General features: G+C 66.9%; 11 protein-coding genes and 3 pseudogenes. 8 read left to right on the forward strand and 6 right to left on the reverse strand.

All coding sequences use genetic code 11. The annotated features are described in order from the left end of the window. Positions 1-100: pseudogene (locus tag ABZ192_RS34105) on the forward strand (IS481 family transposase); the annotation flags it as partial. Here the strand turns inward: ABZ192_RS34105 and ABZ192_RS34110 are convergent. Both ABZ192_RS34110 and ABZ192_RS34115 read right to left on the reverse strand, forming a co-directional pair. Then, on the reverse strand, positions 97-1,083 hold the full coding sequence (locus ABZ192_RS34110) for an aminoglycoside phosphotransferase family protein (RefSeq protein WP_356928414.1): 987 nt from the start codon (positions 1,081-1,083) through the stop codon (positions 97-99). The pseudogene ABZ192_RS34105 and the gene ABZ192_RS34110 overlap by 4 nt on opposite strands. Positions 1,084-1,130: 47 nt before the next feature. Beyond that, complete coding sequence (locus ABZ192_RS34115; protein WP_356928349.1) at positions 1,131-2,258, reverse strand: aminopeptidase P family protein; 1,128 nt, start codon at positions 2,256-2,258, stop codon at positions 1,131-1,133. A 185-nt stretch (positions 2,259-2,443) separates the two neighbouring features. Between ABZ192_RS34115 and ABZ192_RS34120 the strand changes: the two genes are divergently transcribed. Beyond that, positions 2,444-3,199, forward strand: a complete 756-nt coding sequence (locus tag ABZ192_RS34120) for a phosphodiesterase (protein ID WP_356928350.1) — start codon at positions 2,444-2,446, stop codon at positions 3,197-3,199. A gap of 26 nt (positions 3,200-3,225) precedes the next feature. On the opposite strand, the gene ABZ192_RS34125 is transcribed toward ABZ192_RS34120, so the two are convergent. Both ABZ192_RS34125 and ABZ192_RS34130 read right to left on the reverse strand, forming a co-directional pair. Beyond that, positions 3,226-3,786 (reverse strand): PDZ domain-containing protein, encoded by a 561-nt coding sequence (locus tag ABZ192_RS34125; RefSeq protein WP_356928351.1) that lies wholly within the window; start codon positions 3,784-3,786, stop codon positions 3,226-3,228. 209 nt (positions 3,787-3,995) lie between these two features. Further along, positions 3,996-5,324: pseudogene (locus tag ABZ192_RS34130) on the reverse strand (multicopper oxidase domain-containing protein); the annotation flags it as partial. Positions 5,325-5,425: 101 nt separating this feature from the next. Between ABZ192_RS34130 and ABZ192_RS34135 the strand changes: the two are divergent. The 5 genes from ABZ192_RS34135 to ABZ192_RS34155 all read left to right on the forward strand — a co-directional run bounded on the left by ABZ192_RS34135 (position 5,426) and on the right by ABZ192_RS34155 (position 11,054). Continuing rightward, positions 5,426-7,120 (forward strand): recombinase family protein, encoded by a 1,695-nt coding sequence (locus tag ABZ192_RS34135; protein ID WP_356928352.1) that lies wholly within the window; start codon positions 5,426-5,428, stop codon positions 7,118-7,120. An 83-nt stretch (positions 7,121-7,203) separates the two neighbouring features. Further along, positions 7,204-7,425 carry a hypothetical protein gene (locus ABZ192_RS34140; RefSeq protein ID WP_356928353.1) on the forward strand — a complete coding sequence of 74 codons (222 nt, stop codon included), beginning with the start codon at positions 7,204-7,206 and terminating at the stop codon, positions 7,423-7,425. Positions 7,426-8,129: 704 nt separating this feature from the next. Then, positions 8,130-8,420 (forward strand): hypothetical protein, encoded by a 291-nt coding sequence (locus ABZ192_RS34145; protein WP_356928354.1) that lies wholly within the window; start codon positions 8,130-8,132, stop codon positions 8,418-8,420. Positions 8,421-8,422: 2 nt separating this feature from the next. After that, positions 8,423-9,862 carry a phage/plasmid primase, P4 family gene (locus tag ABZ192_RS34150; protein ID WP_356928355.1) on the forward strand — a complete coding sequence of 480 codons (1,440 nt, stop codon included), beginning with the start codon at positions 8,423-8,425 and terminating at the stop codon, positions 9,860-9,862. Between the two features lie 508 nt (positions 9,863-10,370). Next, complete coding sequence (locus ABZ192_RS34155; RefSeq protein WP_356928356.1) at positions 10,371-11,054, forward strand: hypothetical protein; 684 nt, start codon at positions 10,371-10,373, stop codon at positions 11,052-11,054. Positions 11,055-13,146: 2,092 nt separating this feature from the next. Here ABZ192_RS34155 and ABZ192_RS34160 read toward each other — a convergent pair. After that, positions 13,147-14,298: a helix-turn-helix transcriptional regulator gene (locus tag ABZ192_RS34160; RefSeq protein WP_356928357.1), complete on the reverse strand. Its 1,152-nt coding sequence runs from the start codon at positions 14,296-14,298 to the stop codon at positions 13,147-13,149. A 343-nt stretch (positions 14,299-14,641) separates the two neighbouring features. On the opposite strand from ABZ192_RS34160, the gene ABZ192_RS34165 reads away from it, so the two are divergent. Then, positions 14,642-14,785, forward strand: a complete 144-nt coding sequence (locus ABZ192_RS34165; protein WP_356928358.1) for a hypothetical protein — start codon at positions 14,642-14,644, stop codon at positions 14,783-14,785. A gap of 321 nt (positions 14,786-15,106) precedes the next feature. Here the strand turns inward: ABZ192_RS34165 and ABZ192_RS34170 are convergent. Further along, positions 15,107-15,640, reverse strand: a pseudogene (locus tag ABZ192_RS34170) (multicopper oxidase domain-containing protein); the annotation flags it as partial. Positions 15,641-15,782 lie beyond the last annotated feature (142 nt).

The raw sequence follows: 15,782 nt of genomic DNA on the forward strand, positions 1-15,782 counted from the left end.
AGACTTCCTGCACACCTACAACCACCACCGCTGCCACACCGCACTCGGCGGCCAGCCACCCATCACCCGCGTGAACAACCCTGCGGGTCAATACATCTAGAGGGCGTCGTCCGTGTCCCGCAGGTCGGTCACGCGTTCCAGCAGGATCGGCTCCCAGGCCCGGCGCAGCTGCGTGCGCAGCAGCGTGAGCCGGGCCGCGTCCCGGCCCGGGAGGGCATCGGCGAGGTGGACGACCGTGTCGCAGCGGGCCAGCCACAGGCCGCGCAGGCAGGGGCGGGCGCCGTAGCCGGCGAGGGTGGCGGCGCGTACGGCGGCGGGTGAGCCGACGGCGAGCGCGAGGCCCGCGATGTCCTCGGCCGGGTCGCCGACGACCGCGCCGTCCCAGCCGAGGACGCCGCGCACGCGTCCGTCGGCGCTGACCACGAGATGACCGCCGGTGAGCGCGTGGTGCGTGAGCACGGCCGAGCCGGACTGCGCGGCGAGCTGGGCCGCGGCGGGCGCCGTGAGCTGGTTCAGGCGTGCGGCGTCGAACTCGTCGGCGCCGGCGAGGTGTTCGGCGGCGCGTACGGCGGCCCGGCGCAGCGCCTCCAGGGAGCGCGGCGCGGCACGCGGCACGCCGAGGGTCTCGGCCTGCCGGACCGGCACCTCCCGCAGCCCCGTGAGCAGTCCGGCGAGGTCGGCCTCGCCGACGGCGGACACGTCGTGCTCCTCGCCCGAGCCGCCCGGCACCTTGGTGTCCAGCGTGTAGGTCAGCCCGGGCGCCCACTCGCCGTGCGCCACGCTGACCGGCACCGTCACCGGGACGTGCGGGCGGACGAGGTCGCGCAGGCGCAGTTCGCGGCGCTGGCGCACGGTGGCCTCGCGGTCGGGGGCGAGGCGCAGCACGTGGCGGCCGCCGACCCACCAGGTGGCCGGGTCGGCGCCCTCGCCGGCGGGCCGGACGTCGGGACCGGCCGTGGAGCCCGTGCCCTGCTCGGGCTCCTTGCCGCCCCTGCTCTCCTTGCCGTCCTGGCCGCCGTCCTTGAGCAGGGAACGGACCAGCCGGCGGACGGTGTCCGCGGTGGGTGTCGGTGCCTGGGTCATGGTCGCGCCGTTGCCGTTCGGGAGGCGTGTGGGGGACATCGGTGCCGTCACTCCACTATGACCAGCTCGCGGGAGGTGGTGTTCAGACGCCGCCCGCCGTCCTCGGTGACCGTCACGATGTCCTCGATGCGCACGCCGAACCGGCCGGGCAGGTAGATGCCGGGTTCCACGGAGAAGCACATGCCGGGCACGAGGGGCCGCTCCTCGCCCTCGATCATGTAGGGCGGCTCGTGGGTGGTGACGCCGATGCCGTGTCCGGTGCGGTGGATGAAGTACTCGCCGTATCCGGCGCCGGCGATGACCGCGCGGGCGGCCCGGTCCACGTCCTGGCAGGCGGCGCCCGGCCGCACCGCCTGGAATCCCGCCTCCTGCGCCTCACGCACGATGTCGTGCACGCGGCGCTCCTCGTCGGTGGGTTCGCCGACGTGGACCGTGCGGGAGGTGTCGGAGCCGTAGCCGTCCTTCAGGCCACCGAAGTCGAGGACGACCATGTCACCGCGTTCGATGACGCGGTCACCCGCCTCGTGGTGCGGGTTGGCGCCGTTCGGCCCGGAGGCGACGATGGTGAAGTCGACCTGCTCGTGTCCGTGGCGGCGCAGCAGCCGGTCGAGGTCCACGGCCACCTCCGCTTCCCGGCGGCCGGCGAAGGGGACGTTCCTGATCTCCTCGAAGGCCGCGTCCGCGGCGGCTCCCGCGGCCGTCATGAACTCCAGCTCCGCCGCGTCCTTGACGGCGCGCAGCATCGGCAGGGCCTCGGTGAGCGACATGTAGGAGCTGCCGGGCAGGGCCTGCTGCAACGCCAGCAGATGCAGGGCCCAGGCGTTGTCGCTGATGCCGAACCGGCCCGAGGTGTCGAGCAGGGCGGCGGTGGCGGCGTAGGGGTCCTTGCCGTCGGTCCAGTCTCGCAGGGCCAGGGCGGGCGCGCCGGCCGCCTTCTGCGCGTCCGGGGCCTCCAGGGCGGGGACGACGAGGACGGGGTCCTGCCCGGCGGCGAGGACGAGCAGGGTGAGGCGTTCGGTGACCGCCGGTGGCGTGTAGCCGGTGAGCCACACGAGGTCCGGGCCCGGGGCCACCAGCAGGCCCGCGAGACCGGCCTCGGCGGCGGTCCGTGCGGCGCGCTCCATACGGGCCCGGTAGTCGTCGGCGGTGAAGGACGCGGCCGTGCTTGCGGTCATCCGGGCCTCCCAGGGACGGGCGAAGGGGCTACGGGCAGCATCCTGCCCGGCCGGAGGGGGCGGCGCGAGCGGTCTGCGCACTTCACCCGAACACCGCCCCTAATGGCAGGGCGTTGCCCAGGCATTACATGTAATGCTTAGATGCTCGACATCCATTAGCCATTCGATCGAGGGGGCGTACGACCGTGCTCGTACTCGCACACATCAGCGATCTGCATCTGGACGGGGGCGCGCGGGCGGCGGAGCGCGCCGAGCGGGTGTGCGAGCGGCTGCGGGAGCTGCCGGGGCAGGTGGACGCGCTGCTGGTGACCGGGGACATCGCGGACCACGGCACGGAACCGGAGTACGAGGAGGCCGCCCGCATCCTGGGGCTGCGCGACGGCGACGCCCCGTTCCCCGTGCTGACCTGCCCGGGCAACCACGACAGCCGCGCGCCCTACCGCAAGGCGCTGCTGGGGCTGCCGGGGGCGGAGGGGCCCGTCAACAGCGTGCAGGTCTTCGACGACGGCGCCGTGCTGATGTGCGACTCCAGTGTCCCGGGCAGCGACGACGGGGAGCTGGACGAGGAGACGTACGACTGGATCGAGGCGACCCTCGACGAACTCGACGGCGGCCTTCCGGCCCTGCTCGCCTTCCACCACCCGCCGGTGGCCCTGCACCACCCGCTGCCCGACTCGTACCAGTTGCGGGAGTCCGGCCGGCTGGCCGGGCTGCTGGCCCGCCGGCCGGAGATCGCGGGTCTGATCACCGGCCACGCGCACACGCCCGCCGCGACCTCGTTCGCGGGACGCGCCCTCGTCGTCGGCCCCGGTGTGACGTGGACGCTGCGGCTGCCCTGGGAGGGCGAGCAGGTCGCCGACCGGGACGCGCCGCCCGGGATCGCCTTCCACGTCCTGGACGACTCGGGGCGGCTCACGAGCCACTTCCGGGTGGTCACGTGACGACGCGGTTCAGGTGACGGCATGGTTCACGTGACGACGGCCGGTACGACCGTCAGCTGCCGGTAGCCGCCGCTGCGGTGCCGCACCGTCAGTTTCACCTCGGCGCCGGGGCGGGTGCGGGCGACGGCCCGGGCCAGGTCGGCGGCCGTGTCGATGCGGGTCCTGCCGAAGACGAGGAGCAGGTCGCCGCGCACCAGGCCCGCCTCCTGAGCCGGCCCGGGGACGTGGAGCCCGACGACCAGGGCGCCCGGCTTCCCGGCGTCCATGACTTCCACGCCGAGGGTCACGGCGGCGGGCGCGGAGGCGGCGGGTGACGGCGAGGGGCCGGCCGGTGGCGGCGTGTGCCGCCCGCGCGGATCGAGGCCCGCGCCCGTGCCGATCACCGTGGCGCCCATCGCCCCGAGACCGATCCCGGACAGGACCAGGAGGACGCCGGCGAACCCGCCGAACAGCACGTTGAGCAGCCGCCGCACGCGGCGCCGGGCGGCGCGCGGACGGGGGCGTGACGGGCCGGACCCCGTCACCGACGCCGTCCCGTCGGGCTCCCGGCCCGGCATCGGCTTGGGTCGCAGCGCGGTCTGTTCCATGGCTCGCCTCCGGATGGTGCCGATCGCCTCCGTCGGATGCGGAACGATCATGGCTGGTGCTCTACCCGGCACCGCGGCACGCGATGAGCCACGAAAGAGTGAGACTGACCGGCCCCGGAGGGGGCCACGCCCCGCCCGGGAGACCGGAACCAGGGCGCGGCTCGCACCGCACCCGCCACGTCGGGTGCGGTGCGAGCCGCGCATCCGGTTCAGCCCGTGTGACCCTCCCCGTGGCCGCCGTGGGCGCCGCCGTGGTCGAACTTCAGCACCTGCGCGGGCATCACCACGAAGGGCCGCATCATGCCCATGTCCTCGTGCTCCAGCAGGTGGCAGTGGTACATGAACCGGCCGTGCGCGCCGTCGAACTTCCCCATGACGCGCAGCATCTGGTTCCCGGGCACCCGGAAGACGTCCTTCCAGCCGAGCTCGTTGGGCGCGAGCGGGACGGAGGTGCCGGCGTCGTACCGGATCGGCGTGCGGGTGCCGCCCACCGCCGGGTCGAAGCCCGACACGTCGTAGCCGTCACGGCCCAGGAGCTGGAAGTCGGCCAGATGGATGTGCATGGGGTGGACGATGGGCGCGAGGTTCAGGAAGCTCCACTGCTCGTGGCTGCCCTCGGCGATGGTGTATCCGAGGGCGTCGTTGAACGTCCGTGCGGTGCGCCGGTACGTCCTGGTCCTGCCGTCGGGGCCGGTGACCTGGATGACGCCGTCGGTGGGAACCTGGACGTCGCCCGGGTTCTCGACCTCCGCCATCTCCCACATCTCGGGGTGGCCGCCGGCGCCCTTCGTGGCGGGCGGGGTGAGGACGACCAGGCGGTGGCCGTGCCCGATGTCGTGGGTGAGGCGACGGAAGGAGCCGGAGAGCACCGTGGGCAGCTCGAAGGTGTCCGGCTCGCAGGTCTCCCCGATCCGGAACTCCATGACAGCCGGATACGGCACGTCACCCGCCGGGTCCGGCACGCCCGGCGGCTGGTTGCGGCCCTTGTTGACCAGGCGCAGCGTCCGGCCCTCGAACCCGCGGAAGTCGGCCAGCAGGTCGAAGCGCTCGGCCGGGGCCGCGGTCAGCGTGGGCAGGCTCTCGTCGAAGTCGACCGGGACGGGGCGCGGCAGCAGCCCGCCGTCGCTGCCGATCTGGTGCAGGACGCCCGGGACCGGGTTGTCCTCCTCGTCGACGAGGACGAGGTCGTAGATGCGCGCGTTGGAGGCGTTGACCAGCCGGAACCGGTACCAGCCGGCCTCGACGGCGGCGTACGGCCAGATACGGCCGTTGACCGTGGTGTACGGGCCGGTGAACGGGATGGAGACCGGCTTGCCCGTCTCCGGGTTCGCGTCCTGGACGATGACCGTCTTGTGCAGCAGCCGGCCGTTGAGGCGGCCGTCCTCGTCGGTGTCGAGGTTGCGGTCGGCGAGCAGCAGCGGGATCTCCCGTTCCCCGCGCGGCAGATGCAGGGCGTCCTCCTCGTCGTCACGGACGAGGTAGGTGCCGTACAGGCCGGCCATCACGTTCCACCGGGTGATGTTCATGGCGTGGTCGTGGCCGAAGGGTGCAACCCCGCCCTGACCTGCGAAAACGAGCCAAGAGGTAATCCGCTCGCTAACAGCAGGTCAGCGGCAACACCCACGGCGAACGGACAGCGATGGAACGGCAAGACCTGCCCAATCTGCGAGCGCTGGGCTTCAGCGACGACGAGATCAAAGAACTAGGGCTTCGGGAACCGGCGACCGGCGACCCTGCTGCGCTAGCTGAGGCGTACATCAGGCGCTCAAAGAAGAAAGACACCCTTACCGCGCTGCGGGGGCATCTTCGTGATATCTGCCGCCGGGCACGCGAAGAGGGCAAGCAGATCCGACACGTCTGGTTCGAGCAGAAGAGCGCCAGCAAGGCTCACGTCCGACGCGAGGAATTCGACAGCGCGTGTGAGGCAGTGCTGCAAGGGTGGTCCAAGACTCTCTATGTCTGGCGCACCGACCGCCTGTCACGGCGGGGAATGGGCGCTGTGGACAGGCTGATTGACGATTTCGAGCGAAAGCAGCGCGCCCGCATCGTCTCGGTCAGCGAAGGACTCGACTCCTCACAGCCCGGTATGCGCATCGTATTTGGCATCCTCGCTGACCGTGCCCGCGAAGAGGCCAAATCCATCACGGATCGCACGCAGTCCAGTTCCGACGAAGAAAGACGTGAGGGCAACTGGCATGGCGGAGTAGCTCCCTTCGGCCTGTACTCGCCGAAGGGTTCAAGGAAGCTCAAGCGGCTTGCCTCTGAGTACCCGCTCGCCCGTCGAATCGCTGAGTACCTCCTCGACAGCAAGGTGCCCCAGTGGATCGCGGACAAGATGAACAGTGAGGGGAAGCGCACCCGCAAGGGGAAGCTGTGGCGCGCGCAGACCATCATTCACCTTGCGCACTCCCCTGCGTGGGCTGGCTTGGTGCCGAATCGCGAGCGTGTGTACGACGAGCACGGTAACCCGCTAGACAAGTGGGTCAAGCGCGCTGAGCCGCTACTCAACCACAAGGGAATTCCGGTGAGTTGCGGTGAAGGTGTGGTCACGTACGCGGAATGGCTCAAGATTCAGAGCATCCTCGCGGGCCGCACAGGTAACGAGCGTGGGAAGGGACGTAATAAGGGCACCGGCCGGGGGGTGCGCCAGCACAAGACCGTGGCGGGGTGGATTCTTCGCTGTCCGCGCTGCACTGGTCCCATGTCGAACGGGGGCACCAACTACCGGTGCGACACTCGGGTAACGCAGGGCAAGACAGCGTGCGAGGGGACCGTAACCGGACGCGCACGAGTAGACGAAGCCATTGCGGTGCTCTGGGTAAACCACATCCTCGCCCTGTCGCCCGAATCGCCGACCATTCATGCCATTGCCCGCCGCTGGCTTGCCTATCAGAGCCCCGAAAAGGAAGCACACAAGCAGCAGGTGACTGCACTGTATGACGCGGCGATCGAACGGCAAGCCAAGCTACGCAAAGAGTTCTTCGTGTTCGGACGCATGGATGAGTCCACCTTCGAAGAGCTTCGGCAGCAGCAGGACGAACTTGTCGCTGAGCTCAGGAAGGAACTCGACGAAATGTCAGTTGGCAATGACCTCACACCGCTGATGGACCCTCATGCGCTGGCAGCAATTTGGGAAGCGGAAGGAGTCGAGGGTAAGCGCGAACTGTTCAAGGCAGCGTGCAAGAAGTTGACCATCACCCTGCCAGCCAAGCGGGGAGATCGAACGCCGATTCTTGACCGCCTGGAGCCTGAGTGGCACGACGACAGCCAGAACCCGGCAGTCGAGGCCGCGTGGGACGCATGGGAAGCGCGCCGTAAGACGTCTGCGGTCTAGTCAGCGGAAACCGAATGGCACAGGGGGTGCCGGACGCCAATCACGAACACCCCCTGTGTCCTCACTGAAGAGGAGACAGCATCATGTCACGTGAGCAGCGGGTAGCGGAATTCCAGGCACAGCAGGATGCGGCAGACGCAGCGTGGGAGCGCGAGTTGGAGTGGCGCCAGACCAGCCGGCGGTTGGATGCGCTGTACGACGCGCAGACGGCCGGAGATAGGTCGACCTACACCCAGCAGCGAATAGCGAGACTAGAAGCCGTTCAGGCTGCGCTGTGCGGGTTCCCTGAGCAACTGGCCGCATAGCCCCTGAGCGGCCCCCTGACAGCCTCTCAGCCCCGTTCGACCCCTGCGGTCGGGCGGGGTTCTTTCATGCGCGCACACAGGCTCACAGGGATTCGGCGCCTGCCAGTGGCGGACAACCGGCCCGTACGCCAGATCAACAAGTCAAATGTCATGCACAGGTCGTACCCGGAATGCCCGTTGTCCAAATTATGGACACCTAGTATGCCCAACTTTGCTGCAATATACCCGGCCAGAGTTGTCCTGGTTCGTTCCTCGGTGGCAACCGACTTGCTATCTATTCATCACAGACGCGAACAGTGCTTCCCCCCTGAGGGCGAGGGCGCTGGTAACCGACTCGCTATCTATACAGCACAGGGAGCGAACGGCGCCCCACACAGATTCCCACCTTGGCGGGTGGCGCAGGGCCTCAGTCAACACGGCTGGGGCCTTTGCTTTGCCCGCTGACTGAAACAAAACATGGAACGGAGTCAGCGTGAACGCACGCGAAGTAGAGACCCGGGTCAAGACACTCGGGGCGCAGCGCAAGGAACTACGCGCACAACTCGCCAGAGTCGACCGCGAGATACGCGCACTGATGCCCGACGCCCGAAGTGTGGCGCAGATGAGCCAGGAAGCAATCCGGGATGCCTGTGCGCTGAGCGTCCCCACCATTCGCCTCTGGACACAGGGCGCCTAAGCGCAACCCGCCAAGGAAGGAAGAACCCATGAACGGAATTGACCACTACAAGCGCGCTGAAAAGCTGTTGGCCGACGCGCACGAACCATCCGTCGTGCAGTCAGTCACGGGGGAAGTGCTGAGCTACAAGCACGGCAATGAGGAGCGGGCGCACATGATCCACACCGCCCACGTTCACGCTCTGCTCGCTAGCTCCGCTGCCACCGCTGACGCAACGGCATTCCGCAGGGCACTCGCGCAGGCCAACGGAATGGAGCTGCCCACCCGTACGCCGGCGCACAAGCCTTCTGCCAACCTGCTTGACGACGAGGACATGTGAGCATGAGCGACGAAAACTGGGAAAACCTACCGGCCAAGCTGGAATACAGCCGTGACCAGCCGGTACAGCACGTGAACTACGCGCGGTTCGTCGCCCGGCACACAGGACACCACCTGCGCTACATGGAAAACGTCGGCTGGTATCGCTGGAATGGCGTTATCTGGGAAGCGACGGGCGGTAACGGCGCAGCCTTTCAGGCGATCACGGACGCAGCGCACGTGCTCAACCGCTACGCCACGGAAAACCCGGCAGCTCTGGCATGGGTCAACAGCGCCGTAAAGCTGATGCTCAACAGCCCACATCGCCGCGCCATCGTCGCTGAGCTTGAGAACCTGCGCAGCCTGCGGGTAACGGCCGATGAATTCGACAGCGCGCGGCATCTGCTGAGCTTCCGTAACGGCACGGTGGATCTGCGCACGGGTGATCTGCGCGAGCACAACTCAGCGGACATGCTGACCCAGTGTGCGCAGGTGGATTACCGGCCGGACGCACAGGCCCCTCGCTGGCTGCGGTTCGTCGAGGAGGTGTTCCCAGACGACAGTGAGCTTCAGCGCTACTACCAAACATTCCTCGGCTACTGCATTACCGGCGAAGTGCGCGAGCATGCCCTAGGGGTTTGGTACGGCGCGCATGGGCGCAATGGCAAGGGCACAACAGTCCGGACCATGCAAGCTGCGTTCGGGCCGGACATCATCCGCGAAGTGGAATTCTCGATCTTTGAGAACGTACGCGGACAGGCACCCCACACTGAGCAGATCGCCGGCATGCGAGGCGCCCGAATGGTCGTCGCCCAGGAAGGTAACCAGGGCACACCGATGAACACGGCGCTACTCAAGAACCTCAGCGGTGGGGACCGAGTAAGCACGCGACATCTGATGGGCCGCACATTCTCGTACTCGCCGACGTTCACCATCGTGCTGGCCACTAACCATCTGCCGGAATTCGCCTCAGGTGGTGCAGCGCTGTGGGCGAGAACCAAGGCCATTCTGTTCGGCCAGTCCTTTGCCGACCGGCGAGACCCTGACCTAGAGCCAACTATCCAGGGGCCGGAGATCGAGGGCGTTGCAGCGTGGGTAGTCGAGGGCGCCAAGCAGTATTACGCCGAGGGGCTGCGTGATCCGCTGGCCGTAGTGGCTGCAACCGAGTTCCACAAGGATTCCGTCGACCCGCTGAAGGATCTGGTTGGGGAACTGTTCGACTACGCGGAAGGCTGCGAGGTTCAGCGATCCACGTTCAATCGTGAGCTGAAGGACTGGCGAGACACGAACGGCGACCGATCCAACAAGTACAGCCCGAGCAGCGTGAAGCGGCACCTACTCGACAGCGGAAAGGTCGAGGAAGTTCGGCACAAGACTGAGGGCTGGAAATACCGGGGTATCCGGCTGATGTCCGACCCCGATACGAGCAGCGCCCCCGGAATCTTCAACCGCGCTGACGCGTAGACCACAGCGAAGCGGGGCGGGTGCCAGAAAAGTTGGCATCTGTACAAACCCCTCTTAGTACTAAAGGGGGTCTCTACAGATGCAAGAAATCCTGTCACCCTCCCCGCTTCGCGCCTGCCCGCTGAAAGGAAATCGCCATGAATGCTGACGCGCCTACCCCCGCTGACATGCCGAAGCGACCCGCAGTCAGTCCCGCCCGTACATCTGCTGTCTATGACGCCCTCCGCGCTGTCACTGTCGACGACGCTGAAGGCTGGACGACTCTAGGTCTGGTGTACGCCGCCGTGAATGGCTGGCTGACCGGCATGGGCCGCGAGACCATCCCGTTTCGTGCGCTGGGAACCTCCCTTGAACGCGCTGGATACCGCGTAAACGATGGACGCGTGACCGGCCTAACCCTGCCCTGGTGGAAGGGCCGCCGCAATTCCCGCTGACTTGACCTCTGACCAACTACAGCGCACCGGCAAGTTGCCGCTCAGCGCATAGCCGAAGGGAGCGCGTAAGCGCCATGACTGACAATCTCTCGATCACCTACACCTCCGCCGATATCGATCTGATTCCGCGCGGACTCACCCTGCCCGATGCGCTGGAAAAGGCGCTGGCCGCACGAGACACTGCGTATGACGCCTACGGGGATGCGCTGATCAAGTACGACGACGTGCTTCGCACGGACTATGTCAAGGCTGCTCAGGAGCGTGACGCTGCCAATGCCCGCGCTGCTGTCGCTGCCGGCGCTGACCCGGATGAGCTGCGCAGCGAGGTCGAGCGCGTAACTGCTCAGCGCGGTACGGCAGTCGGAATCGTCAATGGTCTCGCTGACCGTGTGCGCGAGTGTGACCGCGAGATTTACCGCGAGTGGGTTGCTGCGCTGCCTCAGGTTGAGGGCGAACTGACCGACGCGCATGGAAAGGCTGAGGATGCGCTGCGGCGGGCTGAGGATGCCTACAGGGCCGCGCGCAGCAATGTCACGTCGATTGTCAGCACGCTGGCGTACGTGAGCCTGATGCGGCGTGGTGTGGTCCGTTCCAAGGCTGACATGCCGCTGTACTCGCCGAATCGTGACGCTGATCTGATCGAGCACTCTCGACTGTGGCTGACGAATTTGGGTGTCGGCACTGATACCGACGTGGAAACCGTGCGGGTTTTCGACAACGGCATTCCGCAGACGGTCATTCGGGCCAAGCAGTCCTAGCCGCTGAGATGGGGGGCCGGGATCTCAGATACGAAAGTCGTATGTGCCCCGGCCCCTCCGCTGAGGAGTACCCATGAACGTCCGCCTGCGCGTCGCATTTGGTCACTATCTCGTTTACGGCGGTGTACAGCGTTCCAGTGGCGAGGAGTTCGAGGGGCCTGCCGCGCTGCTGGCTACAGGCCTGGTGGTACCGGGCGACGGGGATTGGCGAGGGATCACCCCAGGAACCCTTACGCAGCCCGCTGAGGCCCCTACAGAGCCACCTGAGGGCGCAGCCGTAGCCCATGAGCCCTGCGACCCTGGGCCTAAGCCAGCGAAGCACAAGGGCGCCATGCAGGTATGTCCTGTCGCTGGCTGCCCATGCTTGACCTATGGCGGGAACTGCAAGGCACACGCTCGCAGCAGTGCCAAGGGTCAGCGCTACCGGGATAGCTACACCGCTGGGTCATCGCGCCGTGCCCGCTGGAGTCACCTGAGTAAGGCGCATCTGCGTGACCACGCGCTCTGTGAGTCAGCCGAGTGCGCCGCCATTCCCGCTCCATTGCGTCCCGCTGCCACAGAGACAGACCACGTCGACGGGCTAGGCCTACAGGGACCGCGCTGGGCTGACCCAACCAACTGGCAGGCGCTGTGCAAGCCGTGTCACTCACGGAAGACAGCGCGCGAATCGTTCGGCCGTTAGCGCCGGCGAGCACACACGGTGACCCCTCCCCCTGGGGGATGCACCCGACCCTTACGGGGAGATTTAGCGCGGGGGAGGGCGCTCAGGAGTGTGCTCGGGGGGAAATACGGCGCGTGTTCAAAAACCTCGTTTCAGTCACCCATTGCTACCGAAAGGATGTCACGCACCGTGGCCAATCCCGAGAACCTACGCCGTGGCCGTTCGCGCCCCGGAATTGCCCGCATCATCCTACCCGCTGAGTGCGCCCTGCCCGTGCCTGTCCCACCTGCCCGCGCGGAAGGCTGGACTGACGACATGATCGCCCGCTGGTCATCGCTCTGGAAGGGGCCCAGCGCGAATCTGTGGGATGACGCGTGCGCTGGAATGGTCGCTCTGCTGGTCGAACTTGAGTCGCTGGGCACCAATGTGAACGCAGCGCAGCTAACCGAAGTTCGCCGAATCTCCGAGACGCTTCTACTGACGCCCGGCTCGCTGAGCGCCGCAGGCTATGCACTGCCAGGGTGGCCAGAATGAGCGCACGTCGCCGGGCAATAGCAGCGCGAAATGCCGAGCCGCGTAGCTCTGATGGTCGACCCGCAGCCGGCCCCTGGAATGAACGGGATAGTTCCGGCTGGACCGTATGCGAGCGCCACAGATTCGGCGTACAGCCCGGCACTTCCTGTCTGCGCTGCCGGCTGGAAGCTCTCTGACCGACCATTCGTAGGTGCCCTGATTTCGCCGAAAGGCCGAGCCGGGGCACCTCTTCCATTTACTGACGGGGTGTCAGATGACCATGCCCACCCGAGACATACTCGGCACACTCGCACTGCTCGCTGCACTCGTCGCGACTGCATCCGCTGAGTATCAGCTAGCGCGTGCAGTCGGGTTCGGCGAGTTCACTGCTGGATGCATCCCGGCCGCACTCGATGTCTACGCCCTACGCGCATTCAGCGTGAGGCGAGATGTGCCCGCTGTCGTCGCTGCGCTGATCGTGACGAATGCACTAGCGCACTTGGTGAGTTCAGGGCTGATTCCAGTGGGCGTGCCCCTGGTCGTCGCTGTCAGCACGATAGCCCCGCTGGTTCTCTGGCGCGTGAAGGCCCTGAGCGCCCCTGTGAGCGCCTCTGCGTCCTCGCCGGTAACCCCGGAGCCTGCGAAGCCTGAGCGGCCCTCTGGGGCCCCTGTAGCGCTTCCGCCGAGGGCATCTGAGTCGAAGTCAGCGGCGAAGCCTGACCCGCTGCTTGCATCCGCCCGCGCATTCGTCAGTGAGGTGCAGCGCGATACGGGCAAGGCGCCGAGCCTGCGTGCACTTCAGTCGCATCTGAGCATCGGACAGGCGCGTGCCCAGCGCATCCGGTCCGCACTCGCTGCCACATAGTCAGAGCCCCGACCCTGAGCCGTAATGGCCCGGGGCCGGGGCTCTTTGCGCTGCTACTGCTCGATGGCTTTGAGACCCTGGTATGCCTCTCGCAGGTCTGCACTCTCGGGCAATTGCTTGGCCTCAACAGCCTTGACAACTTCCAGCGCACGCCAATGGTTGCTCGGAACTACCTTGCCGGACAGTATTGCTTTCTGCGCAGCGTCGCAGGCTTCGTCAAGTCGACTCTGTTCGAGCAGGACTAAAGCCAGATCAATGTTCGCCGAAGCTACGCGCCTGGGCCATCTCGTGACATCATCGCTGGGGCTAAGCCTGGCGATCACTTCCCGCGCGTAGGGTTCCGCTGCTGCATCGCCGAGCCAAGCAAGCGTAGTCGCCGTATATGACAGCGATTTCGCGGGGTCATACCGGTAATGGTGCTCTGGCGTATCCGGCGTGCCCAGCGCAGCCGACATGTCCTGTACGCGCTTGATCGCTGAGTAGGTCTCTTTCCCTTCGCCCAGCCTTGCGTGTGCTCTGCCCTCTTGGGCTGTCGACTGAATCAGCGCGGAGGTACCGGCCGGCGCAATGTCCTGGGCTGTGCGCGAGAGTTCAACGGCCTGTACATAGTCGCCATCGGTGAGCACGCGCCACGCTTCAGTTTCATAGCACCATGCTTCAATCTCGCGCTGTCCTGCTTCCCTGGCGAGCGTGGCAGCAGTCTCCAGCCGGGCCGTAGCAGCGTCGTCCTGCATCAAGTCGATATGAACCGTAGCGCCCAGCAGCGACAGCCACCCGCCGACAACCAACAAGCGCCGGTGCTCGGATAGCGTCTTTTTCCCGTCCAGCAGCTTGACCACGTATGCCGTGTGCTTCCGCACCTGCCGTAGCAAATCCGCAGGGTCAGCCTTGGGGTAAGCAATGGCCAAGTGATCGAAGGCATGCTCTAGCCGTTCCAGCGTGGCGTTTCCTACGTCGCTGGCCTGCACTCGCCGGGCAAGTTCCCACGCGTCCATTTCGTCGTCGTGCGGCTTACTGTCCTCAGCGCTGAGGGCAAGCCCCAGGTACTCGTTAACCGCCTGGATCAACTCAGCGGATGGCGCCTGTTTACCGTTGAGTACGCGGCTCAGGTAGGCAACGTCGTAATGGAGTTCCTTGGCTGCGCCCCTGAGGCTCTTCCCCTGCGCTTTGAGTGCGCTGCGTACCTCGGTCCCGAAGTCCATCATCGTCCGCCCGTTGGCCGTTGACTGTTGACTCCCAGCCTAGTCAACGCTGGTCAACTCCCCCATGGCTGCGCTGAATCGGTTGAGTCGTCAGACACAACAGAAAGCCCCTGAACCACACGGCGGCGTGGTTCAGGGGCGAGCCGACTGAGTGGAGTCGACCGACATGAACGCTACATCCCCGAAGCCTGCCAGCGGACAGCGCATGCGCACTAGGAAGGTTGCTGCGCCCGCGCCAGCAGCGAAGATCACGGCCCGAACTCCGCTGCCGAAAGGCTGGGCGTCATTCTGCTCGCAGCCTGACAGCACGAACACGTCACATTGGTACGCAACCGCACCTTGGAACGTGATTGACCTGAAGGAACGGTTCGGGCCGAAGGCGGAGTACCTGACTCAGATGGTCGACGCCCCCACATGGGTCCAGTTGCACAGCGAGGTGGCTGCCCAGGTGAAGATCCGCGAGTCACTGAGCAGTGGCGACGACTGCTGAGCCATATCACCCGAAGCCACGCGCCGGACGGACACCAGGCGAAGCACCCTGGACCCTGTGGAAGCACGGTGACCTGTGCGGGTGCTGCGCTGGCCACCGTGAAATCTGGTGTGAAGGCTGCTGCGGATTCGGCGGCTGTCGGCTCTGCGGGTGGACCGAGAGGCTTCCCTGCCCTGTGTGCGCTGGCGGAAGCGCTGAGCCTATCCGCTGGTGAGACTGCCCCGTTCGTCTGCCCTCCCCCGGTAGACGAGCGGGGCTTTCTGCTGTCCGGGCGTAGCCGCTGGTCACACGGCCGAGGTAACCTGTTGTTCCCTTCAGTCACGCGTGGTCGTGGTACCACCACTGCACCGCCTGGTGGTCGTTCGGGTACTCCGAGAGCTGGGCGTCGCCGAAGGCGACCGCGTTGTCGGCCCAGCCGTCGTTGCCGCCGCCGGTCTGCGCGCCGTGCAGGTGGGTCACGGACCAGGCGGGCAGGGCCGTGACGTCCTTGTTCGGTTCGGCTCCGTCGCGCCCCGGCTCGGTGCTCGACTGCGGGCGGCCGTCCCGGCGCAGCTTCACCTCGACGGAGGTGACCGGGTACTCGCTGTCCTTCGGGATGCGGTTGGTCCAGGCGATGCGCACGCGCCGTCCGCGCCGGACCTCGATGGTCGGGCCCGGCACCTGGCCGTCGTAGCCCCACATCAGGGTCGGCGGGAGCTGCGGGTGCAGGCGCACCCAGGTGGGGCGCAGGGCGATCTCGGTCTCGCGCAGGACGTCGCCGGAGGCGGGACGCAGGACGGGCGGTACGGGCAACGGCGCGACGTACGGCGTCAGTTCGGCCGGTGCGGGTGCCGGCGCCTGGTCCCCCGTGTCCATGGCGTCGGCCGGCTTGTCGATGATGTCGGTCAAAGTGAAACCCCCGTGTGGTGCGTTGTCTGTTCCTCTCCCTCAGGAAGACCCCCGGCGCACCACCGGGGGTTCCGCCATGTCCCGTTCCGAGTAGATCTGGCCGGAAAGC

Origin of the sequence: Streptomyces sp. NPDC006235 (assembly GCF_040613735.1) — a bacterium.
Taxonomy (GTDB): domain Bacteria; phylum Actinomycetota; class Actinomycetes; order Streptomycetales; family Streptomycetaceae; genus Streptomyces.

Excerpts from the sequence above, each read along its gene's own strand:
- ABZ192_RS34110 (WP_356928414.1), bottom strand. The coding sequence starts at position 1,083 with ATGACCCAGGCACCGACACCCACCGCGGACACCGTCCGCCGGCTGGTC.
- ABZ192_RS34115 (WP_356928349.1), bottom strand. The coding sequence starts at position 2,258 with ATGACCGCAAGCACGGCCGCGTCCTTCACCGCCGACGACTACCGGGCC.
- ABZ192_RS34125 (WP_356928351.1), bottom strand. The coding sequence starts at position 3,786 with ATGGAACAGACCGCGCTGCGACCCAAGCCGATGCCGGGCCGGGAGCCC.
- ABZ192_RS34135 (WP_356928352.1), top strand. The coding sequence starts at position 5,426 with ATGGAACGGCAAGACCTGCCCAATCTGCGAGCGCTGGGCTTCAGCGAC.
- ABZ192_RS34140 (WP_356928353.1), top strand. The coding sequence starts at position 7,204 with ATGTCACGTGAGCAGCGGGTAGCGGAATTCCAGGCACAGCAGGATGCG.
- ABZ192_RS34145 (WP_356928354.1), top strand. The coding sequence starts at position 8,130 with ATGAACGGAATTGACCACTACAAGCGCGCTGAAAAGCTGTTGGCCGAC.
- ABZ192_RS34150 (WP_356928355.1), top strand. The coding sequence starts at position 8,423 with ATGAGCGACGAAAACTGGGAAAACCTACCGGCCAAGCTGGAATACAGC.
- ABZ192_RS34155 (WP_356928356.1), top strand. The coding sequence starts at position 10,371 with ATGACTGACAATCTCTCGATCACCTACACCTCCGCCGATATCGATCTG.
- ABZ192_RS34160 (WP_356928357.1), bottom strand. The coding sequence starts at position 14,298 with ATGATGGACTTCGGGACCGAGGTACGCAGCGCACTCAAAGCGCAGGGG.